We start from the raw sequence: 24,066 nt of genomic DNA on the forward strand, positions 1-24,066 counted from the left end.
CGCAGCCGTCGGAGAAATCCGGCGGCTGCTTCGCACCGGGCAGGTCATGCCGCGCGCGGCGGCTGCAGGACTGCACGGATGGTAAGCGCGCGTTCCTGCCCGTCGCGGTCGGGCCAGAGAATCGCGCTACCGGCACGCATTCCGATCAACCCGGCGCCGACGGGCGTGAGGATGGAAATGCGCCCTGTCGCGATATCGGCGTCGGAAGGATAGACGAGGCGCACGCTGCGGACGGCGCCGTTCGCCGCGTCGACGAAATCGACCTCGCTGTTCATCGTCACCACGTCGCGCGGGACGTGACGTTCCTTGTGGATTGTCGCGCGGCCGATCTCGCGGAGCAGAAGCTCGCTGACTTGCGGCATGCGCTTTTCGACGCCGATCGCGAGGTCGGTGAGCGCGTCGGCCTCACGATCGATCATATGGACGGGCGGCTTTCTGACGGCCTTTGCGTTGGTCATGGGGATGCTTTCAGCAGAATAGGGGACGGGCGCCCGAAAGGCTTCCCATCTGGAAGTTTCGGAAGTTTCACCCCGGGCTGCCGGGGCGTGACGCGCCGGAACCCGGGGCTAGATGCCCGCGAGAAGCTGTCCCCCATGGTGGCGGAAGCGAAGATGGTGCTGCCGAATCTGCATGGCGCGATGATGTGCTGCCCGCGCCAACAAGTAAAGCGTGCAGCTACAGCAGGCCGAGCCCGCGAAGGCTGCGATGGTCGGCGCCGCCGATAACGATGTGATCGTGAAGGACGATGCCAAGCTTGCCCGCGGCCGCCGCAAGCTCGCGCGTGATCGCGATATCCTGCCGGCTCGGTTCTGGATTGCCGCTCGGATGATTGTGGACGACGATGATCGCAGCCGCACCGAGTTCGAGGCCGCGCTTCACGACCTCGCGAACATAGATCGCCGACTGGTCGATGGAGCCCTCGCTCGCCACCTCATCGCGGATCAGCATGTTGCGCGAGTTAAGATAGAGTATGCGCACGCGCTCGATATCGATCGGCCCCATGTCGGCGCGCAGCCAATCGAGCAGCGCGTCCCAACTGGACAGCAGAGGCTTCTCGCGGAACTCGCCCTTCAGCATCCGCAGGCTCGTCGCCTGGACGATTTTCAGCGCGGCGACGGCAGTGTCCCCCATGCCGCTGACACGGCGAAGCGATTCGGGATCGGCGCTTGCCAGTTGTGCCAACGACCCGAATTCGTGGAGCAGCGCCTTCGCGAGCGGCTTCGTGTCGCGACGCGGGATCGCCAGCGCGAGCAAATATTCGACCAGCTCGTAATCGGCCATGCCCTCGGGATCGGTCAGCAGGCGGGAGCGCAGGCGCGCGCGGTGGCCGCTGTGGTCGTGAAGGGGTGCGGGTGCATCGGCCATGGCGCGGGCATAACCAGCTTGTGGGGCGCACTCAACGGACATAAGGTTCCCGGCCTATGGCTACGTCCCTATTGTTGCAGCCAATTGCGCCATTCTGGCGTTATCTGGCGGGCAGGGACGGACCTGCCGGGGGCGCATGAGGAAAAGAGCATAAGCGTCGTGACGTCATCCGCCACCATAGCCGCTTCGGTACCGGCATGACCGCCGGGGAAGCGGCGCCGCGACGGCGGCTGCATATGCACAGGATATTGTTCAAGAAGCGCTGGATGACGACGGGCGCCGTCGTCGCGCTTGCGGCGGTGGCGTGGATGGCGCGCGAACCGATCGCCGACAGGATCATTCGAGACCAGTTCGACAGTCGCGGGATCCAGGCTAGTTACACGATCGACAAGATCGGCTTCGGCTCCGAACAATTGTCCCATCTGGTCATCGGCGATCCGGCGCGGCCCGACCTCACCGCCACCCATGTCGAGGTGCGTATCGGCTATGGCTGGTCGGGCCCCTATGTATCGGGCGTCATCGCCGATGGCGTTCGCCTCTACGGCCGCTTCGTCGACGGGCGATTGTCGCTGGGCTCGCTCGACAGGTTCCGTGATCCGACGGACACTACCCCCTTCGCCTTGCCCGACCTTTGGGTGAGGGTTGCCGATGCCCGCGCGCGGGTCGAAACCCCGTGGGGCAATGTTGGCGCCGCGCTGAACGGCAGCGGCAACCTGCGCCGGGATTTTTCGGGCAAGCTGGCCCTCGTGGCGCCCCGGATCGCCACCGCTGGCTGCTCGGTGCGCGACGCGAGCTTTTACGGCACGGTCGACGTGCGGAATGTACGGCCGCGGATCAACGGTCCGCTGCGCGGCTCCTTACTCAGCTGCGCCGACGGCCGCGTCAGCGCCGTGTCGCCGCAGATCGCGCTCGATGTGTCGCTCTCCGAAAATCTGCGAAGCTGGAGCGGCAAGGCGGACGCGAGCATCGCGAAACTTGTCGCGATGGCGATTACGGCCGACCGGCTCGGCGTCAACGCCGCGTTCGACGGCACCTCCGACCGGACCGCGATTGATGTCGGCGCAGCGATCGCCGGGCTTCATGGCGAAGCGTTCGCGGCGCGCGGCGTCACGCTGACCGCGAAGGGCATCGTCGGCAAGCAGGCTCCGACGATCGAAGGCAGCATCCGCGTTTCGCAGGCAAGCGGCAGCGTCGCGCTTCGCCGGTCGATCGTCGCTGGCGCCGAAGAATGGTCCGGAAGCCCGGTCGGCCCGCTGGCCAGCCGCGCGGCGAAGGCGCTTGCGGCCATGCTCGCCGATACGAGCGGCGAAACGGCGTTCGCATTGAAGGGCGCAGGCGCCGAGGCGCGAATCGACCTGCTGGAGCCCAGGCTGACGAGCGCCAGCGGCGGGCGCTTCATCGGCAGCGACGGCAGCCGGATCGCCTATCTTTTCGGGGGCCCCAAACCCGCAGTGACAGCAAACGGGAGCTGGACCTTCGGCGGCGGCGATCTGCCGTCGGGTTCGCTGACGCTCGATCGCAGCGCCGACGGGTCGGTGAGCGGCCTCGCGCGCTTCGACGCCTATGCGGCCGAAGGCGCCCGGCTTGCGCTCGACGCGATCCGCTTTTCCGGCAAACCGGGCGGCCCGCTGCGCTTCGCGACACGGGCCGAGCTTTCGGGGCCGATCGGCGATGGCCGCGTCGACCGGCTGAGCATTCCGCTCGCCGGCGCGCTCGCTCCGACCGGCGATTTCGCGCTCAACGGTGGATGTACCCGGATCGGCATCGACCGGATTGCCCTATCGGGCTTCCGGCTCGACAAGGCGGGCATGGACCTGTGCAGCCGCCCGGACATGCCATTGCTGAGCGCCGGTCCGGGCGGCCTGCGCGGTGCAATCCGCATTCCGGGAATCAGGCTCCGCGGGGCCAGCGGTTCCTCTGCCTTCGGTTTCGATGCCCGCAGTGCCGAGATCGATCTCGCGACGATGCGCTGGGCGATTGCGCTCGCCGACGTCCGGCTTGGGCAGGGCGACAGCGTGACGCGTTTCGCGGCGCGGCGGATCGCCGGGCGGAACGCGCCGCACGGCATGGCGGGCGAATTGGCCGGGGCGAGCGGGAAGATCGGCGCCGTCCCGCTCGAGATGAGCGAAATCGACGGTCGCTGGCGCTGGGCCGGCGGCACGCTGACGCTGGACGGTGGACTGGCGCTTGCCGACGCCGAGCAGGTCGACCGATTCGAGCCGCTCGTCAGTCGCGACGCCAGTCTCCGGTTCGCCGGCGGCGTGATCGACGCAACCGCCGGTTTCAGCGAGCGAAAGACGGGGACGAAGATACTCGACACGGTGATTCGACATCGCCTGAGTGATGGAACCGGCTCGGCCGATCTTCTGGTGCGCGAGCTGCGCTTCGGCGAAGGTTTCCAACCCGATCAGCTCACCCATCTGGCGCTGGGTGTCGTTGCAAACGTCCAGGGGTCGGTCGTCGGGGACGGGCATATCGAATGGACCGCCGACGGTGTGAAGAGCCGCGGAACCTTTGCCACCGCGAACACCGATCTGGCGGCCGCCTTCGGCCCCGTGACCGGCCTGACTACGACCTTGACCTTCGACGATCTGCTCGGCCTGAAGACCGCGCCGCGTCAGAAGGCGCGGGTGCAAGAGGTCAACCCCGGCATTCCCGTGGTCGACGGCGCGATCGAATATGAGCTGCTCGGCGACAACCGGGTGCGGATAGAGGGCGGGCGCTGGCCCTTTGCCGGCGGCGAATTGCTGCTTCACCCGACAACGCTCAATTTCGCCGCCGATCAGCCGCGGCGGCTGTCCTTCGACGTCGTCGGCGTCGAGGCCGCGGTGTTCCTGCAGAATTTCGGCTTCGACAATATCAACGCGACCGGCAAGTTCGACGGCACGCTGCCCGTCGAATTCGACGGGCTCGGTGGGCGGATTGTCGATGGGCGGATCGACGCGCGCGATGGCGGCGGTACGCTCGCTTATGTCGGTGAGTTGTCGAACCATAATCTCGGCACGATCGCGAATTTTGCTTTTGGCGCGCTGCGCAGTCTCAAATATGACGATCTTACGATCATCCTGAACGGGGACCTCGACGGCGAAATGGTGACCGATATCCGTTTTGGCGGCGTGGGGCAGGGCGCAGGCGCGACGCGCAATTTTCTGACCAGCCGGATCGCCAAGATTCCTCTCGTGTTCAACGTGAAGGTTACGGGACCGTTCCGGCAACTCGTGACCTCCGCCAAAGGACTTTACGATCCCACGGTGTGGATCGAACAGAATCTCACCCAGTTGATCCAGCAACAGGAAGCGGCCACGGCAGGTCAACCGAACCCTGTTCAGCCCCCAGAAAGCGAGCCCGTGCAATGACTACAAACGAAAATAGCGAACGGAGGCTGATGATCGGACGGCGGTTCGTGGTGATAATGATGGGGACAGCGGCGCTTGGCGGCTGCGTCCAGATCGAAACGCCCGACAAGCCGATCGAGATCAATCTCAACATCAACATCAAGCAGGAAATTGTGTACAAGCTTGATGGAGATGCCAAAAAGCTGATTGAGCAGAATAGCGGAATATTCTGACGAGATGGGAATAACGATGTTGAAACTGGGAAAACTGGCGGGATGGGCAATGGCGGCGGTGGCCGTGACGGCAGCGGTGGCGCTGGCGGTACCTTCCGCCATGGCGCAACGCGATCCGGCGTATGAGGCGGCGCGTTCGGCGGGGCAGATCGGTGAGCAGCCCGACGGCTATCTGGGCTTTGTCACCAGCCCGACCTCCGCGGTGCGCGACATGGTCAACGACATCAACATCAAGCGCAAGGCGGCCTACACCAGCGGCGCGCCGGCAGGCAGCACGGTCGAGCAATTCGCCTTCGTCACCGGGTGCAACCTGATCGCCAAGACGCGCCCGGGCGAAAAATACAAGGCGCCCGATGGCCGCTGGCTGACCCGCGACAGCGGCGCGCCGGTGCGGGATTCGCGCTGCCCGTAAGATGATGGATTGCAAGGCGGCCCGCGGGCCGCAGATGCCGCCGCGCCCCTAAACGCGGCGGCATTTTTGCGTGTGACAGCCAAGCATTGACTTAATCGGGCGTCGTTCCTAAACGGGCCGCGCCTTAGGGGTCTCCCGAATTTTCGGGCCTTTTTTTGCAGGCAGAGGCGAGTATTTCGGCTCTGTTTCAGGAGGATGGCGGAAAATGACGGAGAATGGCAGCGATCCGGAACCAGCTTCGGAGGATTCGCGTCTGGTCTCGCTCGAAAAGCGATTGGACCGGGCCGAAGCCGCAGAAGCGGAGCGGACCGCAGTGAATGCCGGACCGGAATCCGATGCCAACTACCGGCTCGGGAACCGCGTTCTGGCCGAACTGCTGGGCGGATTGATCGGGGGCGGGCTGTTCGGCTGGCTGATCGATCGTTTCGCGGACACGTCGCCCTGGGGCTTGTTGGTGATGTTGTTCCTGGGGATCGTCGTGGCGTTCCGGAACATCATTCGCCTGACATCGACGCCCCGCAAATAGCGGGTCGCAAAGGAAATTTCCGCGGGACGGCCGAACGCGCCGCCCCGCAATGCGCGTGGAGTGAAGAGTGGCGGCGGAATCCGGCAAGATCGACCCGATGCACCAGTTCGAGGTGACCCCGCTAGGCGGCGGTTTCAACCTTGGCGGGCATGAAGTGTTCTTCACCAATAGTGCGCTGTGGATGGTGATCGCAGCGGTCGTCCTCGGCCTCTTCATGTGGGGCGGGATGCGCCGCCAACTGATCCCGGGCCGCTGGCAGGTCGCGGTCGAAAGCTTTACCGGCTTCATCTCGAACATGATGACCGCGAATATCGGGACCGAAGGGCGCAAATATACGCCTTACGTCTTTTCGCTCTTCATGTTCATCCTCTTCTGCAACCTGCTCGGCATGCTGCCGCTCGGCGTGCTCGGCGTGCATCCCTTCACCGTCACGAGCCACATCGCGATCACCGGCGTTCTGGCGCTGTTGTCCTTCTCGATCGTCCTCGTCGTCGGCTTCTGGCGCCATGGTCTGCACTTCTTCTCGCTGTTCGTGCCGCACGGTACGCCGCTGCCGATGATTCCCTTCATCGCGGTTATCGAGTTCATCTCCTTCATGATCCGCCCGTTCAGCCTCGGCCTGCGTCTTTTCGTCGCAATGACCGCCGGCCACGTGCTGCTGAAGGTGCTGTCGGGCTTCGTGATCAACGGTTTCAACGCTGACAATCTGGTGATCGGTTCGGTCGTGTCGGTGCTCAGCTTCACCCTGATGATCGGCATCAGTGCGCTCGAACTGCTCGTCGCCGGCATCCAGGCCTATGTTTTCGCCCTGTTGACCTCGCTGTACATTAACGACGCGGTCAACCTTCACTAATTTCGTTTCGCAATAAACGCTTACACCCAAGGAGTAGTATAATGGACGCAGAAGCAGCAAAGCTGATCGGTGCAGGTCTCGCCGCTATCGGTGCCGGCATGGCCGCCATCGGCGTGGGTAATGTCTTCGGCAGCTTCCTCGAAAGCGCACTGCGCAACCCCGCGGCCGCCGACGGCCAGCAGGGCCGCCTGTTCATCGGCTTCGCCGCTGCCGAACTTCTCGGCCTGCTGGCGTTCGTCGTTGCGATGATCCTGCTCTTCGTCGTCTGATTTCGACGATCGGGTGACGCCGGCCTCCCTGCGGGGCCGGCTGCACCATCCGAAGGTTTTCAAGTTTTAGGGTTCGCCTTCCATGCCCCAGATAGCCCAGCTCACCGCTGACAATTGGTATCTTGCCTCGCAGCTTTTCTGGCTGCTGGTCGTGTTCGCCGGCATTTATGTCGTGATCGGCCGCGGCATGCTGCCCAAGATCGAAGCGACGGTTGACGCGCGCGACCGCAAGGTTGCCGACGATCTGGCGGCGGCGAAGGCGGCCCATGCGGCTGCCGATAACCTCGAGGAAAGCTACCGCCAGCAAAGCGACGCGAGCCGCGCCGCCGCGCAGAAGGCGGTTGCCGACGCGAAAGACAAGGCCGTGAAGGATGCCGAAAAGCGTCTGGCGAAAGTCGACGCCGAGCTTGGCGACAAGCTTGCGGCGGCGGAAACCGAGGTCGCCGCTGCCCGCAAGTCGGCGATGGCGGAAATCGAATCGGTCGCGGCCGAAGCGGCAAGCGACCTCGTCGCCAAGCTGTCGGGTGCGAAGGTCGCGGCGGCGGACGCCAAGGCGGCGGTAAAGGCGGTGCTTCATGGCTAATGTCTCCATCATCCTGTCCGAAGCCGCAGGCGAAGTGCACGCCGATCCGACCGCATTCGGCTTGGACGCGACCGTCTGGGTCTCGATCGCGATGCTCGTCTTCCTGGGCATTCTGGTCTGGAAGAAGGTGCCGGCGGCGATCGGCGCCATGCTCGACAACAAGATTGCCGAGATTTCGAAGCAGCTCAAGGAAGCCGAACAGCTTCGCCTCGACGCCGAATCGCTGAAGGCCGAGTATGAAGCGAAGCTCGCCCGAGCGGCGAAGGAAGCCGACGAAATGCGCGCCCGCGCCGACGCTGAAGCCGAAGCGCTCGTCGCCAAGGCGAAAGAAGATGCGACCGCATTGATCGGGCGGCGCAAGCAGATGGCCGAAGACCGTATCGCTGCGGCCGAAGCCAATGCCCTTGCCGAAGTTCGCACCGCAGCCGCAAAGGCAGCGACCGACGCGGCGGCAAGGCTGATCGCGGACAAGCATGACGCGAAAGCCGATAAAGCGCTGATCGACGACGCGATCGCGGCGGTCGCGAAGGGCTGAGCCCTTCGATATCGCAGGGACAAGGCGCCCGCGGATTTCCGCGGGCGTTTTGCTATGGTCGGCTAAGGGATGGTCAGGCCGGCGACCCACGCCTTGGTGGCTGAACAGCTATCCATCGCCCGCGCATAGGCCTCGCGTGCAGTCGTGCGGGCGACATAGGCTCGCTCGATGTCACCAAGTGCGTAGCCGATCGTGCGCTGGGCGAATTGCAGGGCATAGGTCACAGAGATATCTGCGGCGGTGAAGCGGTCACCTGCGACATAGGGCGTCTTCGACAACTGGCGGCTGACGAGGCCGAGGCGGCTTTCGAAGGTTTCGCGGGCCCATTTGGTGGTCCAGTTCGCCTGTTCGCTTTCGGGGGCGAGGATGAGGGTGGCGACGATCGCATTGATCGGTCCTGCCAGCCCCGTCTCGCCCATATGGAGGAACTGGAGATAGGCCGGGAAGTCGACATCGCCGGGCGATGGCGCAAGCTGCCCGGGACCGTATCGTGCGAGCAGATATTCCAAGATCGCGATCGATTCGACCATCACGGTCTCCCCGTCGACGATCGCCGGGATGAAGCCGGCGGGATTGATTGCCAGAAATTCGCTGTCCTTCTCGATCCCACCAAGCAGGTCGACCTGCCGCAGGCGGTACGGCAGCCCCAATTCCTCCATCAGCCACGCGACCCGAAACCCGCGCCCTTCGCCATATAAGGTGATCACCTGTGCGGTCCTCAGAACCGGATCATGATCCGCCGCGCTAGCGCGGGCGAGATGCTGTTCACCAGCTGGAGCAGCTTCACCAGTCCGGCGTTGACCTCGCGCTTGCCGGTGCGAATGCCCGCGACGATCTCCGCTGCGCAGTCGTGTGCGCTCATCTTCTTGCCGCTGCGGCCCGCGGTCATGTTGGTTTCGACGACGGGCGGCAGGGCCTCGATCACGCGGACATTACTGTCCTTCAGGAGGTGCCGGATCGCCTGCGTATAGCTGCGGAGCCCCGCCTTGGTCGCGCAATAGATCGAACCCCCGGCGCGCGGCGCAATGGCCAGGCCCGAGGTGACGTTCACGATCGCCGCCTCGGGCTGCGCGCGGAGCGTCGGCAGCAACCGGGTGCAGAGCGCGATCGGCGCATCGAGATTGGTGCGGATGCAGTGCGCGGCGCTGTCGAGCGTGTCGGGCGTGTCGAGGTCATAGTCGCTGCCGACCCCGGCGTTGTTGACGAGGACCGCCAGCGGCTTGCCCGCCACGCCGTTGACGACGGCATCGACACCCGCCGGCGTCGACAGATCGCCCGCGATCGTCCCGAAGCCGAGCGACGCCATCGCCTGCAATTTCTCGGCCGAGCGTCCGGTGACGGTCACATCCGCGCCCGCGCTCCGCAATTGCAGCGCGATCTCGCGCCCGATCCCGTCGCTGCCGCCTGTAACCAAAGCGACTTTGCCGCGAACATCCATTTGTCCCTCCCGCGCTGTTTTACCTTGGACACTATGGCGGGTCGCATCGTCCTCGCCTACATGCAAAATCATGGTTCGCCCGAACGCTCCCGACCGATTCAACGAAGAGAAATCCGCCTATGTCGTCCGCGGCGACGGCGAGGGGGCCGACAAGCCCGACCTCGAACGCGGCGCCGAGGTGATCCGCAGCGTCGTGCGTAAGCTGCCTGTCCGTCCCGGCGTGTATCGGATGCTCGATGCGCGCGGCGAGGTGTTGTACGTCGGCAAGGCGCGCGCGCTGAAGAATCGCGTCACCAACTATACGCAGGTCGCGCGGCTGCCGCAGCGGCTTCAGCGCATGGTGGCGCAGACGCGCGCAATGGAGATCGTCACCACCAACAGCGAGGCCGAGGCGCTGCTGCTCGAGGCGCAGCTGATCAAACGCTATCGCCCGCCGTACAACGTTTTACTCCGCGACGACAAAAGCTTCCCCTTCATCCTGCTCCGCACCGACCATGATTTCCCGCGCGTCCAGAAGCATCGCGGCGCGCGGCGGGCCAAGGGGCGCTATTACGGTCCGTTTGCGAGCGCCGGATCGGTCGGGCGCACGCTCAACGCGCTCCAGAAGACCTTCCTGCTGCGAAGCTGTACCGACAGCTTCTTTGCGAACCGGTCGCGCCCCTGCCTGCTCTACCAGATCCGCCGCTGCTCGGCGCCGTGCGTCGATCGCATCTCGAAGGAGGATTATGCCGGGCTGGTGAGCGACGCCCAGGATTTCCTCGAAGGCCGCTCGACCGCGGTGCAGAAACGCCTAGGCGATGCGATGACCAACGCCGCCGAGGCGATGGATTTCGAGCAGGCGGCGGTGCTTCGCGACCGGCTGAAGGCGCTGACTTTCATTCAGGGCACGCAGTCGGTCCACGCCGACGGGTTGGGAGACGCGGACGTCTTTGCGCTCGCGGCCAAGGGCGGACAGCTCTGTATCGCGGGCTTCTTCATCCGTGGCGGCCAGAATTGGGGGCATCGCAGCTTCTTCCCTGCGCACATCGCGGGCGTGCCCGAGAGCGAGGTGCTCGAAAGTTTCCTGATGCAATTCTATGAAGGCGTGCCGCCGCCGAAGCTGATCCTCGTCGATCGTGAACCCGACGAGGCAGATCTCCTGGCCGAGGCGCTCGGTGAAATCGCCGGGCGCAAGGTCGAGATCAGCGTGCCGCAGCGCGGCAACCGCAAGCGGCTGCTCGAACAGGCGGTGCGCAACGCGGGGGAAGAACTCGACCGGCGGCTTGCCGAAAGCAGCACGCAGGCGAAGCTCGGCCGCGAGCTGGCCGACCTGTTCGACCTCGACGGGCCGCCGCAGCGTATCGAAATCTACGACAACAGCCACATCCAGGGCACCAACGCGCTCGGCGCGATGGTCGTTGCGGGGCCGGAGGGGTGGATCAAGGGCGCATACCGCAAGTTCAACATCAAGCGCGCGGAGACGCGGCCGGGCGATGATTTTGCGATGATGCGCGAGGTGTTCCAGCGCCGTTTCGCGCGCGCGATCGAAGAGGATCCCGAACGGACGAAGGGCGAGTGGCCCGACTTGGTGCTGATCGACGGCGGCAAGGGGCAGGTGTCGGCGGCGGGATCGGTGCTCGCAGAGCTTGGCATCGACGACCTGCCTTATGTCGGCGTCGCCAAGGGGCCGGATCGCAACGCCGGACGCGAGACCTTCTACCTGCCTGATGGGCGCGAATTCTCCTTGCCGACGAACAATGCCGTGCTCTTCTATATCCAGCGGCTGCGCGACGAGGCGCACCGCTTCGCGATCGGCGCCCACCGTCAGAAGCGGGCGAAGGCGATGGGCAGTTCGCCGCTCGACGAGGTGCCGGGCGTCGGTCCGGCCCGCAAGAAGGCGCTGCTGATGCATTTCGGCACCGCGCGCGCGATCCGCAGCGCAAGTCTGGAGGATTTGCAAAAGGCGCCGGGCGTCAGCGCCGGCGTCGCACAGGCGGTTTATGATTTCTATAATCCGGGCAATTGAACCCGGCAGGCTGAGGAGAGGCACATGGATTTCGCAGCAACGATGCCGCTCGCTGGAACGCTGGGCGTCTCGATCCACGAGGGCAGCAAGGACCGCGTCGCGGGCAAGCTCCCGGTACGACCCGAGATCTGCACCGCGGGCAACATCGTCCATGGCGGCGCGATTATGGCCTTTGCGGACTGCCTCGGTGCGGTCGGGGCGTTCCTGACCTTGCCCGAGGGGGCCACGGGCACGACGACGATCGAGAGCAAGACCAATTTCCTCGGCGGTGGCCCGCTTGGCTCGATCCTCGTCGGCGAAGCCACCCCGGTGAAGATCGGCAAGCGCCTGTCGGTCTGGCAGACACGCATCCGAACCGAAGAAGGCGCCGAGGTTGCGCTGGTGACGCAAACGCAGATGGTGCTTTGGCCAGCCTGACCGCCGATGCGATCGTCTGCGCGGTGCGCGCGCATGGCGAGCATGGCGCGATCCTGCGCGCGCTGACGCGGGAGGCTGGGCTCGTTGCGGGTTATGTCCGCGGCGGGCGGTCGAGGCGGCTTCGACCGATCCTGATACCGGGCAATCTCGTCGCGCTCGACCTTCGCGCGCGAACCGAGGAACAGCTTGGCGGTGCGACGGTCGAACTGCTGCAGAGCCGTGCGCCCCTGCTGGCCGAACCGCTTGCGGCGGCTTCGATCGATTGGGCGACAAGCCTGACCGCCGCGACGCTGCCCGAAAGCCAACCCTATCCCGCGCTCCATGCGGCGCTTTCCGCGGTCCTCGATGCAATCGGCGTGGCGGCATCGGCACGCCAATGGGCGGCCGCCTTGGCGCGGTACGAACTGTTGCTGCTCGCCGAACTCGGGTTTGGCCTCGACCTCGAACAATGTGTTGTGACAGGCGCACTCGATGACCTCGCTTTCGTCAGCCCCAAGTCGGGCGGGGCGGTCAGCATCGGAGCGGCGCAAGGCTATGAAGGGCGACTTTTTCGACTGCCACCTTTCCTGCGCGGCCTCGACGCCAGCCCTTCGATGAACGATGTGCTCGACGCGCTGACCATCACCGGCCATTTCCTCGCCCGCGACGTCCTCGACGGGCGCAACCGTGACTTGCTGACCGTAAGAGAAAGATTGGTCGACCGGCTGGGCAGGGCGGTTGCGTGACGCGTCGCCGCTGTCTAAGCGGCTGGCGGGACACGAAAGGGCGAAGCATTGAAAATCCTGCTGTTGGCCGGCGACGGTATCGGTCCGGAAATCATGGCGGAAGCCGAGAAGGTAATCGCGGCGCTTGCCCTGCCGGTGATGCTCGACCGCGCGCTTGTCGGGGGCGCCGCTTATGAAGCGACCGGCCATCCGCTGCCGCCCGAGACTCTGGCGAAGGCAAAGGCTGCGGATGCGCTGCTGTTCGGCGCCGTCGGCGATGCGCGGTTTGACAGCGCCCCGCGCCACCTGCGCCCCGAGCAGGCGATCCTCGGACTGCGTTCGGAGCTTGGGCTGTTTGCCAACCTTCGCCCCGCGAAACTGTTCCCGGGGCTAGAGGGCAGTTCGGCGCTGCGTCCCGAAATCGCCTCGGCGATCGACCTGCTGATCGTTCGCGAGCTCAACGGCGACGTCTATTTCGGCGAGAAGGGCACGCGCAAGACGGCAAGCGGCGAGCGCGAAGGCTATGACATCATGTCGTACAGCGAGAGCGAAGTACGACGTATCGCGCATGTCGCCTTCCGTGCGGCGCAAGGACGTCGCAAGCGCCTTTGCTCGGTCGACAAGGCGAATGTGCTCGAAACCTCGCAGCTGTGGCGCGACGTGGTGATCGAAGTCGAGAAGGACTATCCCGACGTCGAGCTCAGCCATATGTATGTCGACAATGCCGCGATGCAGCTGGTGCGCAATCCCGGCCAGTTCGATGTGGTCGTGACCGGCAATCTGTTCGGCGACATTCTGTCGGATCAGGCGTCGATGTGCGTAGGGTCGATCGGGCTGCTCGCATCGGCATCGCTTGGCGAAGGAACGACGGGGCTCTACGAGCCGATCCATGGCAGCGCGCCCGACATCGCGGGGAAGGGGATCGCGAACCCGCTGGCGATGATCCTGTCGCTCGCAATGCTGCTCCGCCATTCGGGCGGCGACGAAGCCAATGCCGCGCGGATCGAGGCAGCGGTGGCCAGGGTGCTTGCCGACGGCTGCCGCGGCGCCGATCTCGGCGGCAACATGGGCACCGCGGCCTTGGGTGACGCGGTCGTTGCCGCGCTGACGAACTAGTTTTACGGACGATGACATGAAAAAGACCACGGGTTTCGATCGCAGCAAGACAAGGGGCTGGCATCCGGCAACGCAGGCCGTGCGCGGCGGCACCTGGCGCAGCGAGCATGGAGAGACGTCGGAGGCGCTCTTCCTGACGTCCGGCTACACCTATGACAGCGCCGAAGAGGTCGCGGCGCGCTTTGCCGGCGAAGCGCCGGGCATGACCTATTCGCGTCTGCAGAATCCGACCGTCGCGATGCTGGAGGAACGGATCGCGTTAATGGAGGGTGCCGAGGCGTGCCGTGCCCAGGCGACGGGGATGGCGGCGATGACGACGGCATTGCTGTGCCAATTGTCCGCGGGCGACCATATCGTCGCCGGCAAGGCAGCGTTCGGATCGTGCCGCTGGCTGGTCGACAGCCTGTGCCCCCGCTTCGGGATCGAGACGACCGTCGTCGACGGCCGCGACAATGACGCGTGGGAAAAGGCGATCAGACCGAACACGAAGGTCTTCTTCTTCGAGACGCCGGCCAATCCGACGATGGATATCGTCGACATGAAGCATGTCTGCGCGCTCGCGAAGGCGCATGGCATCACGACCGTTGTCGACAATGCATTCGCCACTGCCGTGCTCCAGCGGCCGCTCGAGTTCGGCGCCGACGTCGTCGCTTACTCGGCGACCAAGTTGATGGACGGGCAGGGCCGTGTTCTCGCGGGCGCCGTTTGCGGGAGCGAGAAGTTCATCAACGATGTGCTGCTGCCGTTCCAGCGAAACACCGGGCCGAACCTGTCGCCGTTCAACGCGTGGGTGGTGCTGAAAGGACTCGAGACGCTCGATCTTCGCGCGCGGCGACAATCCGAAAACGCGCTCGCGGTCGGCAAGTTCGTCGAGAGCCGCGTCCCGCGCATCCTGCACCCCGGCCTCGCCAGCCACCCGCAGCATAATCTGGCGATGAGCCAGATGGAGGCGTGCGGCCCCATCTTCTCGTTCGTCCTTGAAGACCGCGCGCAGGCCATGGCGATGCTCAACGCGCTGGAACTCGTCGATATCAGTAACAATATCGGCGACGCGGTGAGCCTTTGCTGCCATCCCGCATCGACCACCCACTATAGCGTCAGCGCCGAAGCACGCGCGGACATGGGCGTCGTCGGGGGGATGCTGCGTATCAATGTCGGCCTCGAAGATCCGCGCGATGTGATCGCCGATCTGGACCAGGCATTGACCAAGGTCGGGCTTTAGGCGACTTTGCGATGGAGATGATCGACTCCTTCTTCCCTTTCTCGGCGACCACGGGGCCGATCACCGTGCGTGTGTCGGTCAGCTATCTGCCCGAACAGTCGCACCCGGCGCTCAGTCGCTGGTTCTGGGCCTATCATGTCCGGATCGAGAATCATGGCGAGGTGCCGGCGCAGCTCCTCACCCGTCACTGGCGGATCAGCGACGGACGCGGCCAGATCAGCGAAGTCGAGGGGGAGGGCGTCGTCGGTGAACAGCCGCTGATCCTGCCCGGCGGCGCGTTCGACTATGTTTCCGGTTGCCCGCTGCCAACCCCCGAGGGGTCGATGGTCGGCAGCTATACGATGGAGATGGGCGACGATTCGCAGATGCTCGTTGCCATCCCGCACTTTCCCCTCGTGGCGCCTGCGACCGCGTCATGAAGCGCACCCACCTGCCGCTCAACGCGCTTCGCGTTTTCGACGCCGCTGCCCGGCATTTGAGCTTCACGCGCGCAGCCGACGAGCTCGCCGTGACTCCCGCGGCCGTCGGCCAGCAGATCCGCGCGCTCGAGGACATGCTTGGCGTGGTGCTGTTCCGCCGCACGCCAAAGGGGCTCGAACTGACCGGCGAGGCGAATGCCGGCCTAGACGCCCTGCGCCAGGGCTTCCTGCAGTTCGAGGAATCGGTTCGCGCAATGCAGGCCGGGCAATCGTCGCAGTCGCTGACGATTGCGGCGCCGCGCGACCTCACCGCAAAATGGCTCGCACCCCGGCTCGCGCGTTACAGCCAGCAGGCACCCGATGTGCGCTTCACGCTCGTTTCGGCCGATGGCGGGATCGACTTCACCGAAGCGAACCTCGACCTTGCGATCTTCTGGACCGACGGAGCCGGCGAGCATGAAGGCGTACCGCTCGCCGAGGCGATGATGGTGACCGTCGCGGGGCCCGGCAGCGACAGCGACACGCGCATCGCTTGGCCCGGATGCCCGGTCGATGAAGGCGAGCCGGCCCTGCGCCTCGGCGATGCCGGGCTTGCAATCGACGCTGCCGCCAACGGTCTGGGTTATGCGAACGTCCCCGCGATGCTGGCCGAGGCCGATATCGCCGCTGGCCGCGTCCGGCTGGTGCGCGAGGCCTTTGCCGTCAAACGCGGCTATTGGCTCGTCGCCCCGACCCCGCAGTGGCGGCAGACGAAGGTCAAGGCGCTGGTCGCTGCGCTGACGGTCTGATCATTTGGCGGCGAGCGCCAGCAGGCGCGTCACCAGTCCGACCAGCCGGTCGGTTTCGACATTGGCCTCGGGATTGTTCCAGCTCGCGGTCACGACGAACCATTTGCCGTCCGACTTGCGCTGGCCGAGCAGGCTCATCGACAACACGCCGTTTTCGGATCCCCCCTTGTAGCCGAGGTAGCGCCACGGCTCGGCCGCGACCGGTCCAACGCCGTTGTTGATTGCCATCGCTGCCATCATCGGTGCCGAATTGCGCCGGCGCAGGTCGGCCATCAGCCGTGCGATATCCCGCGGCGACGCGAACCATTCCAGCTCGCCGATGAAGCGTGGCCCCGCCGTAAAGCTGACGCCGTCGACATTGGCGAGGGTCAGTCGGCCGGCGTTGGCATCGATCAGCCTGCGCTGCGCCTTGTCGTCTGCGCCGATGAAGGCTGCACGTTCGGCGGTGAAATTATTGCCCTTGAGTGCGAAGGCCTCGACGGTCGAGAGAAAGGGGATATTGCGCGAGGGCTCGCTATGCCCCGCCGCTCGCATCCGCGCCTCGATCGCATCGCGGCCGAGAAGATGGAGCAATGTATCCGCCGCGCCATTGTCGCTCACCGAAATCATCCAGTTCGCCAGCGTCTGCAGCGTGACGGGCGTGTCCTTCGGCCAGTTTGCCGTGGCGGCCGATGAGAAACTGGAATGCGACAGGAGGACCACGTCGCGCCAGCGCCGCTTGCCCGCCGCGATCTGGACGGCAAGCTCGTCGAGGATATAGAGTTTGAAGGTCGAGCCGACCGCATATTGTCGATCGGCGTTCGCACTCGCAATGGTGCGGATGGCATCGCCGTCGAGTTCGGCGACCAGAAAGCCTGTGGCGCCCGGCAGGCCCGCCAGATCGGCGGCAATGTGATGGAAGTCGTCGCCATCGACGGTAAAGCCCGTAATCAGCAGGCCGGTAACGCGCTCGTCGGCGGTCGCCCCGACATCGAGCCTGACTGTCGCCGTCCCTTTTTCAAACCGAAGTTTGAGCGTTCCCGAGCGGCCGTCCGCCGATTGCGCGGACTCGATGCCTAGCGGACGCCCATATTGCGCGATGAGGCTCCGGGTGATCTCCGCAAACCGGGACTGTGGAACCTCAGCCCGGAACATCGGTGCGAAATAGTCGTCAAATGCAATGTTATCGGCGACAACATCGGGCAATTGCGCGGTCCGGCGCTCGAACGCGGTGGTCGCCGGAGCGGTCTGCTCAGCCGCAGTCTGCGCCGATGTTGACAGCGGCAACAGCGAGCAAGGCAGCGCCGCAATCGCGAAGAGAAAGCGGCGATACCCCGTTGCGCGCATATCAGGCGTCGATCGACGCCTCGTCGAGCGTCGCGGCGTTTGCCTGGATGAACTGGAAGCGATGCTCGGGATGTTTGCCCATCAATCGGTCGACGAGATCCTTGACGCCCTGACGCTCCTCATATTCCTGCGGCAGCGTGACTTTGAGCAGCGAGCGCGTCGCCGGGTCCATCGTCGTTTCCTTGAGCTGGTTCGGATTCATCTCGCCGAGACCCTTGAAACGCCCCACGTCGACCTTTTTTCCTTTGAAAACCGTCGCTTCCAGCTCCGCCCGGTGTGCGTCATCGCGCGCATAGGCCGAAGTCGCGCCCGCCGTCAGCCGATAAAGCGGCGGCTGCGCCAGATACACATGCCCGTTGCGTACAATGTCCGGCATTTCCTGAAAGAAGAAGGTCATCAGCAAGGTCGCGATGTGGGCGCCGTCGACATCGGCATCGGTCATGATCACTATCTTGTCGTAGCGCAGCCGATCGGCGTCGCAATCCTTGCGCATTCCACAGCCCAGCGCGAGCGCGAGGTCGGCGATTTCCTGATTGGCGCGGATCTTGTCGGCGCTTGCGCTGGCCACGTTAAGGATCTTGCCACGGATCGGCAGGATCGCCTGCGTCTTGCGGTCGCGCGCCTGCTTCGCGCTGCCGCCCGCGCTATCGCCTTCGACGATAAATAATTCAGTGCCTTCCGGTCCATCGTTCGCACAGTCGGTGAGCTTTCCGGGCAGACGCAACTTGCGACCGCTCGTCGCGGTCTTGCGCTTGACCTCGCGCTCGGCCTTGCGCTTCAAACGCTCGTCCATCCGTTCGAGGACCAGCCCGAGCAACGCACGGCCGCGGTCCATATTGTCCGACAGAAAATGGTCGAAATGGTCGCGCACCGCATTTTCGGTGAAACGCGCCGCTTCCGGGCTCGAAAGCCGGTCTTTCGTCTGGCTCTGGAACTGCGGATCACGGATGAACACCGACAGCATCATCTCGCCGCCGTTGAACACGTCCTCGGCGGTGATCTGCGCCGCCTTCTTTTGCCCGATCAACTCGCCGAAGGCGCGCAGCCCCTTGGTCAGCGCGGCCCGCAGCCCCGCCTCATGCGTACCGCCGGCGGGCGTGGGAATGGTGTTGCAATACCAGCTATAGCTGCCGTCCGACCACAGCGGCCAGGCGATCGCCCATTCGGCGCGCCCTTGCTCGCCGGAAAAATCCTGCCGACCGACGAAGGGTTCGGCGGTCGCGCATTCGCGCGTCCCGATCTGCTCCTTCAAATGGTCGGCAAGGCCGCCGGGAAACTGGAACACGGCCTCGGCGGGCGTGTCGTCGCCGATCAGCTCGGGCGCGCATTTCCAGCGGATCTCGACGCCCGCGAACAGATAGGCCTTCGACCGCGCCATCCGGTACAGGCGCTGCGGCTTGAAGCGGCCATGCTCGCCAAAGATTGCGGGGTCGGGCACGAACGACACGCTGGTGCCGCGGCGGTTCGGGGTAGGGCCGAGCTCCTCGAGCGGGCCTTGCGGAACGCCTTGCGAAAAAGACTGTCTGTACAATTGCTTGGATCGCGCAACTTCGATCGTGGTTTCAATCGACAGCGCGTTCACGACGCTGACGCCGACCCCGTGGAGACCGCCAGAGGTAGCATAGGCCTTGCCCTCGAACTTGCCGCCCGAATGGAGCATGGTCATGATGACCTCGAGCGCCGATTTGCCGGGGAATTTCGGGTGCGGGTCGACCGGCATACCGCGGCCGTTGTCGATTACCGTCAGGCGGTTGCCGACATCGAGAATGATCTCGATGCGCGTCGCATGGCCGGCAACGGCTTCGTCCATACTGTTGTCGATGACTTCGGCAGCAAGGTGATGGAGCGCCCGCTCGTCGGTACCACCGATGTACATGCCGGGGCGACGGCGGACAGGTTCGAGCCCTTCCAGGACCTCGATCTGCGAGGCGTTGTAGCTTTCGGTCGCGGGCTGGTTGCTGTCGAACAAATCGTGACTCATAATATGGCTATACGGGTCCATAAAGGCCGCTGGCAAGCGCGCTTTTCATGGCGCCACGGCCCGATTTGGCGGCCTCGGTTCGTCCCGTTTTCGGCACGGCGATGAAACCGGTCCATCCTACGGGGGTTGCTCCACCGACTGCAAAGTCATTCAAAAAGTGGAGAATAATATGAAATTTACAGCTCTCCTCGCTGCTTCCGCAGCGGTTCTGACCGCCGCCCCGGCGATGGCGCAGGAAACCGGTGACCGCGACAAGTCGCAGGACTTCAACGGCGCCTATGTCACGATCGGCGGCGGTGGCACTCTGCAGGGCAGCGATCGCGGTGAAACGCTGGTCTTCGACACCGATCGCGACGGCGCCTATGGCGATACCGTCACGACGGTGGCTGGCGCAAACGCATTCTCGCCGGGTTTCTGCAACGGCACCGCGACCGGCACAGCGAACATCGGGTGTCGCAACGACAAGGACGGGCCCGAATTCTTCGGTCGTATCGGCGTCGACCAGCGCATGGGCAATTTCGTCGTAGGCGCTTTGCTGGAGGGCGGCCACAGTGTCGCGCGTGATAGCGTCAGCGGCTTTTCGACTACCCCCGCCAGCTATACAATGAGCCGCGAGGCCGATTATCAGGGCAGTCTCCGCCTGCGTGCGGGGTATACCCCCGGCGGCGGCGCGCTTTTCTATGTAACCGGCGGCCCGGCCTATGCGCGGCTTGACAACAAGTTCGCGACGACCAACGCCGCGAATAGCTTCGCAGACAACGGAAAGACCAATGGCTGGGGCTATGCCGCGGGCGGCGGTGCCGAAATCATGGTCACCAACAGCATCGCGGTCGGCCTCGAATATCTCTACACCGATGTTAAGGACGACGATTATGCCGTGAATGTCGGCCCCGGCACCGCGCCGGCGACAAATCCCTTCCTGCTCGATAGTGGCGGCACGGATATCCAGCGCAGCGGTACGCATTTTAGCACGCACAGCGTGCGCGGGACATTGAGCTTCCGTTTCTGACCTCTCGGAAAGCGGACGGGGAGGCGCCGGACCGTGTGGGCTCCGGCGCCTTTCGCCTGTTCAGGACAGGCTCGGCGCCGGGAAAATCGCGAAATTGCCGTTTGCGCTGCTGACCAGCTTGCCTTCCTGGTAGAGCCGGGCATCGATATTGGCGACGCGCTTGCCCCGATGCAGCACCTCGGCCTCGCACGTCAGCCGACCCTCGACGACGCGCGCATGGTAGTTGAACTTGATCTCCAGCGTCGCGCACCATTGATCGTCGGGGAGCAGGCTGGTGATCGCACCGCCCATCGCCGAATCCGCGAGGCTATAGGCAACCCCGCCATGCGCCGCGCCCTGCGGGTTGAAGTGCCGCTCGCGTTCGATGTCGATCCCCATGACGCAGCGGCCATCGCCGCGCTCGACCAACTCGAGGCCGAGCGTGCGCGCAAAGTGGAAATCCTGCCCGAACGGCTTCACCGGACGCGTCTTAACGAACCCGGGGACCACCGAACGGCGGGGGCGGGGGCGGACGGCGCGTGCCGCGCGGAAGCTGAGCCTGATAGGCGCGGCCGCAATGCTCAACGCAATAGGGGAAGCCAGGGTTCACCGCGACGCCGCAGAAATGGAAGTCCGGCTCGCCCGGATGCCCCATCGGCCAGCGGCAGATGCGGTCGTTGAGGTCGAGCAGGCTCGTCTTGTCGGCGATCTCGGGGCTCGGCTTCGCGGGCACCAGTCGGCGCGGCGGCGCGGGCGGGATGGGCGCCTGCTGGTCGCCCGGACCCTGGCGAATGAAGCCGCCGGGACCGATCGAGACGATGCGCGGCGCATCGGGCTTCGGCGGCGCTTCGGAACCATCCTCGTCCGATGCTTCGACGACGGGCTTGGGTTCAGGCTTCGGCACCGCGGCAACCGGCCGGGGCGCGACGGGCGCCGCCGCGCGCGGCGCGGCAGGCGCCGGCGAGGCAGGCTTGGGCGCGGCGGGCGCCTTTACGGGCTTCGTGACCTTTTCGGTCGCCTTCACCGGCGACGGCCGCGACTTCAGGCCCAGGCGATGCGCCTTGCCGATCACCGCATTGCGGCTGACCCCGCCAAGTTCGTCGGCGATCTGGCTGGCGGTCAGGCCCTTTTCCCACATGCTGCGCAGCTGTTCGATGCGCTCATCGGTCCATGACATGTTTCAATTCCTCATCATTCCACGCAAGGGGCGTCCGGCGATCCGCGTTACCGATCCTTTTGGGAACCGGTTCCAGTCGCTGCCCAGCTTGCGGTAAGATCGGGGAGGCGATAGGCGAGAACGCCATGAACGACCAGCCCCAAATTTCGCGATCCGACTCGAACAACAACGCCGCGGCGCGGGCGTTTGCCGAACCCGGCGTCCCGCATATCCGGACGCTGAACGTGCCCGGCCTGCAGGCCCTATATGTCAAGGAGGTGCGGCGCTTTTTCAAGGTCCAGCTCCAGACAATCTGGGCTCCGGCGGTAACGACCCTTCTTTTTCTGGTCATTTTCACCGTTGCGCTGGGCGGCGCGGGGCGGAAAGTCATCGGCGTGCCCTTTGCCGACTTCATCGCGCCGGGGCTGATCATGATGGCGATGCTGCAGAACAGCTTCGCGAATTCCAGCTTCTCGCTGCTCGTCGGCAAGATCCAGGGCACGATCGTCGACTATCTGATGCCGCCGCTCGGCGTCGGCGAACTGGTCACCGCGCTGATCGGCGCCGCTGTCACCCGCGCGATCCTCGTCGGCTTCGCCCTCTGGCTTGCGATGCTGCTCTGGCCCGGGGTCCATGTCGGGCCTGACCATCTGTGGGCGGTCGCGCTGTTCGGCGTGCTCGGCGCGATGATGCTCGGCTTTCTGGGCCTCGTCACTTCTGTCTGGGCCGAAAAGTTCGATCATGCCGCTGCGGTGACCAATTTTGTCGTCACGCCGCTCGCACTGCTGTCGGGCACCTTCTATTCGGTCGACCGCCTCGCGCCGTGGTTTCAGGGCGTCGCGCACGCAAATCCCGTCTATTATGCGATCATGGGTTTTCGTTTCGGCTTCATCGGGACCGTCGACTCGACGATCTCCCATCCTGTGCTGACCGCGGCGCTGGTGCTGGTCGCGACCAACATCGTGCTGGGCGTTATTACCTATCGCCTGCTCGTGTCGGGATGGAAGCTGAAGGCCTGACGCGCGCCCAAAGTCGCGCGATCAGTGCCGGTGGATCGAACGGACGCGATAACGGCCCTTCGCCATCCCGTCGAACAGCACCTCTATCTGCGGATGATCGACCGGACCCTGTTCTGAATCGCCGACCAGATTCTGCTGGCTGACATAGGCGATATAGGATGAATCCTCATTTTCGGCCAGCAGGTGGTAAAAGGGTTGCTCCTTCGCCGGACGAATGGCTTCGGGGATAGCCTCGTACCATTCGTCGCTGTTCGAAAAGACCGGATCGACGTCGAACACGACGCCGCGAAAGTCGAACAGGCGGTGGCGGACGATATCGCCAGGGGCGAAGCGCGCGCGTTCGATGAGCGGAGCGGCAACGAGAGGGGGAATCTGGCCCGGCGAACCGGAAGGTGTCTTTGACGTCATATCGTCAATCTATGGCTATTTACGCCCGTTTCAAGTCCGTTACACTGGCGGGCACCGCGGCAGGCCGATTCCGGCCCTGTGACGGGGATTACAGATGCGTTGGCCGTTCGGGCTAGCTTGCTCCCTCGGCCTTCGCCCGACCGGTTCGGGTTTGCGGGCCGTCTTGACCCAGGGGAGGCGCTTTTCATGACCGAAATACCTTCGAACAATCTTCCGCCGATGGCCGCGGGCGTTATCAGCCGCGCGAAGGATATCCTTCTCAAGCCCAAGGAAACCTGGCCCGTCATCGCTGCCGAGCCCGCGACGACGCAGTCGATCTATGTGCCTTATGTGGTCTTGCTCGCAGCGATCGGGCCGCTGGCCGGCTTTATCGGCGGGCAGCTATTCGGCATCTCGATGCTCGGGATCACCTATCATCCGCCGTTGGTCGGCGCGCTCGTGACGGCAATCGTGACCTACGGCCTCTCGCTCGCGACGGTATTCATCCTCGCCCTCGTCATCGACGGCCTCGCGCCGAGTTTCGGCGGCCAGAAGGATCAGGTGCAGGCGCTGAAGGTCGCCGCGTACGCCGGGACGGCTGGCTGGGTGGGCGGTATCTTCGGGCTCATCCCGGCGCTCGGCATCATCGGCCTTCTGTTCGCGCTGTACGGGCTTTACTTGCTGTACCTCGGCCTGCCGGTGGTGATGAAGGCGCCGCAGGACAAGGCGATCGGTTACACGGTGGTCGTGATCATCGTCTATATCGTGCTGTTCCTGATCATCGGCGCGGTGGTCGGCGCGCTGGCCGCGCCCTCGCTGGTCAGCATCAGGGGATAGGTTGCACACGCCGTCCCGGTGCATCCGGGGCGGCGTTCGCCTTGGTCAAAAAAAGAGAAAAATGGAGGAGAGTGAGGGATTCGAACCCTCGGTACCGTTGCCGGCACTTCGCATTTCGAGTGCGACGCTTTCGACCACTCAGCCAACTCTCC

27 protein-coding genes and 1 tRNA gene are annotated in these 24,066 nt (G+C 64.8%); 18 read left to right on the forward strand and 10 right to left on the reverse strand.

The features are described 5' to 3' along the window. Positions 1 to 44 precede the first annotated feature (44 nt). Positions 45 to 458: a nucleoside diphosphate kinase regulator gene (gene rnk / locus QOL68_RS07100; protein ID WP_058455841.1), complete on the reverse strand. Its 414-nt coding sequence runs from the start codon at positions 456 to 458 to the stop codon at positions 45 to 47. Positions 459 to 675: 217 nt separating this feature from the next. After that, complete coding sequence (radC, locus tag QOL68_RS07105; RefSeq protein ID WP_058455842.1) at positions 676 to 1,365, reverse strand: RadC family protein; 690 nt, start codon at positions 1,363 to 1,365, stop codon at positions 676 to 678. Positions 1,366 to 1,562: 197 nt separating this feature from the next. On the opposite strand from radC, the gene QOL68_RS07110 reads away from it, so the two are divergent. The 8 genes from QOL68_RS07110 (at position 1,563) to QOL68_RS07145 (ending at position 8,111) form a co-directional block, all read left to right on the forward strand. Continuing rightward, positions 1,563 to 4,721, forward strand: a complete 3,159-nt coding sequence (locus QOL68_RS07110) for an intermembrane phospholipid transport YdbH family protein (protein WP_282948193.1) — start codon at positions 1,563 to 1,565, stop codon at positions 4,719 to 4,721. Beyond that, positions 4,718 to 4,933, forward strand: a complete 216-nt coding sequence (locus tag QOL68_RS07115) for a YnbE family lipoprotein (RefSeq protein WP_282948196.1) — start codon at positions 4,718 to 4,720, stop codon at positions 4,931 to 4,933. Before QOL68_RS07110 ends, QOL68_RS07115 begins: the two co-directional genes overlap by 4 nt. Before the next feature lie 16 nt (positions 4,934 to 4,949). Next, positions 4,950 to 5,345: a YdbL family probable chaperone protein gene (locus tag QOL68_RS07120; protein ID WP_282948198.1), complete on the forward strand. Its 396-nt coding sequence runs from the start codon at positions 4,950 to 4,952 to the stop codon at positions 5,343 to 5,345. A 205-nt stretch (positions 5,346 to 5,550) separates the two neighbouring features. Next, positions 5,551 to 5,871 carry an AtpZ/AtpI family protein gene (locus QOL68_RS07125; protein WP_058455844.1) on the forward strand — a complete coding sequence of 107 codons (321 nt, stop codon included), beginning with the start codon at positions 5,551 to 5,553 and terminating at the stop codon, positions 5,869 to 5,871. Positions 5,872 to 5,938: 67 nt separating this feature from the next. Next, positions 5,939 to 6,724, forward strand: coding sequence for a F0F1 ATP synthase subunit A (locus QOL68_RS07130; RefSeq protein WP_204992820.1), 786 nt, complete (start codon positions 5,939 to 5,941; stop codon positions 6,722 to 6,724). A 41-nt stretch (positions 6,725 to 6,765) separates the two neighbouring features. Next, positions 6,766 to 6,993 (forward strand): F0F1 ATP synthase subunit C, encoded by a 228-nt coding sequence (locus tag QOL68_RS07135; RefSeq protein ID WP_003044110.1) that lies wholly within the window; start codon positions 6,766 to 6,768, stop codon positions 6,991 to 6,993. Positions 6,994 to 7,075: 82 nt separating this feature from the next. Then, on the forward strand, positions 7,076 to 7,576 hold the full coding sequence (locus QOL68_RS07140; protein ID WP_204992819.1) for a F0F1 ATP synthase subunit B family protein: 501 nt from the start codon (positions 7,076 to 7,078) through the stop codon (positions 7,574 to 7,576). Continuing rightward, on the forward strand, positions 7,569 to 8,111 hold the full coding sequence (locus tag QOL68_RS07145; RefSeq protein ID WP_204992818.1) for a F0F1 ATP synthase subunit B family protein: 543 nt from the start codon (positions 7,569 to 7,571) through the stop codon (positions 8,109 to 8,111). Before QOL68_RS07140 ends, QOL68_RS07145 begins: the two co-directional genes overlap by 8 nt. Positions 8,112 to 8,173: 62 nt before the next feature. Here QOL68_RS07145 and QOL68_RS07150 read toward each other — a convergent pair whose 3' ends face one another. Both QOL68_RS07150 and QOL68_RS07155 read right to left on the reverse strand, forming a co-directional pair. After that, positions 8,174 to 8,818 (reverse strand): glutathione S-transferase family protein, encoded by a 645-nt coding sequence (locus QOL68_RS07150; protein ID WP_204992817.1) that lies wholly within the window; start codon positions 8,816 to 8,818, stop codon positions 8,174 to 8,176. A gap of 11 nt (positions 8,819 to 8,829) precedes the next feature. After that, the gene (locus tag QOL68_RS07155) at positions 8,830 to 9,549 is read right to left on the reverse strand and encodes an SDR family oxidoreductase (RefSeq protein ID WP_282948206.1); all 720 of its coding nucleotides are present in this window, start codon (positions 9,547 to 9,549) and stop codon (positions 8,830 to 8,832) included. A gap of 70 nt (positions 9,550 to 9,619) precedes the next feature. Between QOL68_RS07155 and uvrC the strand changes: the two genes are divergently transcribed. The 7 genes from uvrC to QOL68_RS07190 are packed head-to-tail and all read left to right on the forward strand — an operon-like array spanning position 9,620 to position 16,220. After that, positions 9,620 to 11,554 (forward strand): excinuclease ABC subunit UvrC, encoded by a 1,935-nt coding sequence (gene uvrC / locus QOL68_RS07160; RefSeq protein WP_282948207.1) that lies wholly within the window; start codon positions 9,620 to 9,622, stop codon positions 11,552 to 11,554. Between the two features lie 24 nt (positions 11,555 to 11,578). Continuing rightward, positions 11,579 to 11,971: a PaaI family thioesterase gene (locus tag QOL68_RS07165; RefSeq protein WP_282948208.1), complete on the forward strand. Its 393-nt coding sequence runs from the start codon at positions 11,579 to 11,581 to the stop codon at positions 11,969 to 11,971. Continuing rightward, the gene (gene recO / locus QOL68_RS07170; protein ID WP_282948209.1) at positions 11,959 to 12,696 is read left to right on the forward strand and encodes a DNA repair protein RecO; all 738 of its coding nucleotides are present in this window, start codon (positions 11,959 to 11,961) and stop codon (positions 12,694 to 12,696) included. Before QOL68_RS07165 ends, recO begins: the two co-directional genes overlap by 13 nt. A 48-nt stretch (positions 12,697 to 12,744) precedes the next feature. Beyond that, positions 12,745 to 13,791, forward strand: a complete 1,047-nt coding sequence (leuB, locus tag QOL68_RS07175; RefSeq protein ID WP_282948210.1) for a 3-isopropylmalate dehydrogenase — start codon at positions 12,745 to 12,747, stop codon at positions 13,789 to 13,791. 16 nt (positions 13,792 to 13,807) lie between these two features. Then, positions 13,808 to 15,013: a trans-sulfuration enzyme family protein gene (locus QOL68_RS07180; RefSeq protein WP_282948211.1), complete on the forward strand. Its 1,206-nt coding sequence runs from the start codon at positions 13,808 to 13,810 to the stop codon at positions 15,011 to 15,013. Positions 15,014 to 15,030: 17 nt separating this feature from the next. Then, positions 15,031 to 15,432 (forward strand): Co2+/Mg2+ efflux facilitator ApaG/CorD, encoded by a 402-nt coding sequence (gene apaG, locus QOL68_RS07185; protein WP_204993061.1) that lies wholly within the window; start codon positions 15,031 to 15,033, stop codon positions 15,430 to 15,432. Next, positions 15,429 to 16,220: a LysR substrate-binding domain-containing protein gene (locus QOL68_RS07190; protein WP_058455855.1), complete on the forward strand. Its 792-nt coding sequence runs from the start codon at positions 15,429 to 15,431 to the stop codon at positions 16,218 to 16,220. Before apaG ends, QOL68_RS07190 begins: the two co-directional genes overlap by 4 nt. Here QOL68_RS07190 and QOL68_RS07195 read toward each other — a convergent pair whose 3' ends face one another. Beyond that, a complete protein-coding gene (locus tag QOL68_RS07195) occupies positions 16,221 to 17,546 on the reverse strand; it encodes a serine hydrolase (protein ID WP_282948212.1) in 1,326 nt (441 codons plus the stop codon). A 1-nt stretch (position 17,547) separates the two neighbouring features. Next, the gene (gene parE / locus QOL68_RS07200) at positions 17,548 to 19,527 is read right to left on the reverse strand and encodes a DNA topoisomerase IV subunit B (protein WP_058455857.1); all 1,980 of its coding nucleotides are present in this window, start codon (positions 19,525 to 19,527) and stop codon (positions 17,548 to 17,550) included. Positions 19,528 to 19,696: 169 nt separating this feature from the next. Here parE and QOL68_RS07205 point away from each other — a divergent pair, with 169 nt between their 5' ends. Then, positions 19,697 to 20,536 (forward strand): outer membrane protein, encoded by an 840-nt coding sequence (locus QOL68_RS07205; protein WP_282948213.1) that lies wholly within the window; start codon positions 19,697 to 19,699, stop codon positions 20,534 to 20,536. Positions 20,537 to 20,596: 60 nt separating this feature from the next. Here QOL68_RS07205 and QOL68_RS07210 read toward each other — a convergent pair whose 3' ends face one another. Together QOL68_RS07210 and QOL68_RS07215 are read right to left on the reverse strand one after the other, a co-directional pair. After that, complete coding sequence (locus QOL68_RS07210; RefSeq protein WP_204992807.1) at positions 20,597 to 20,995, reverse strand: PaaI family thioesterase; 399 nt, start codon at positions 20,993 to 20,995, stop codon at positions 20,597 to 20,599. Positions 20,996 to 21,005: 10 nt separating this feature from the next. Further along, a complete protein-coding gene (locus tag QOL68_RS07215) occupies positions 21,006 to 21,692 on the reverse strand; it encodes a GcrA family cell cycle regulator (protein ID WP_282948215.1) in 687 nt (228 codons plus the stop codon). A gap of 125 nt (positions 21,693 to 21,817) precedes the next feature. On the opposite strand from QOL68_RS07215, the gene QOL68_RS07220 reads away from it, so the two are divergent. Then, positions 21,818 to 22,690: an ABC transporter permease gene (locus QOL68_RS07220; RefSeq protein WP_282948216.1), complete on the forward strand. Its 873-nt coding sequence runs from the start codon at positions 21,818 to 21,820 to the stop codon at positions 22,688 to 22,690. A gap of 21 nt (positions 22,691 to 22,711) precedes the next feature. On the opposite strand, the gene hspQ is transcribed toward QOL68_RS07220, so the two are convergent. Beyond that, positions 22,712 to 23,098, reverse strand: a complete 387-nt coding sequence (gene hspQ / locus QOL68_RS07225) for a heat shock protein HspQ (protein WP_204992804.1) — start codon at positions 23,096 to 23,098, stop codon at positions 22,712 to 22,714. A 186-nt stretch (positions 23,099 to 23,284) separates the two neighbouring features. Between hspQ and QOL68_RS07230 the strand changes: the two genes are divergently transcribed. Continuing rightward, positions 23,285 to 23,914, forward strand: a complete 630-nt coding sequence (locus QOL68_RS07230; RefSeq protein WP_282948217.1) for a Yip1 family protein — start codon at positions 23,285 to 23,287, stop codon at positions 23,912 to 23,914. Between the two features lie 62 nt (positions 23,915 to 23,976). Here QOL68_RS07230 and QOL68_RS07235 read toward each other — a convergent pair. Next, positions 23,977 to 24,066, reverse strand: a tRNA-Ser gene (locus QOL68_RS07235).

Source organism: Sphingopyxis sp. Geo25, assembly GCF_949769135.1.
Taxonomy (GTDB): domain Bacteria; phylum Pseudomonadota; class Alphaproteobacteria; order Sphingomonadales; family Sphingomonadaceae; genus Sphingopyxis.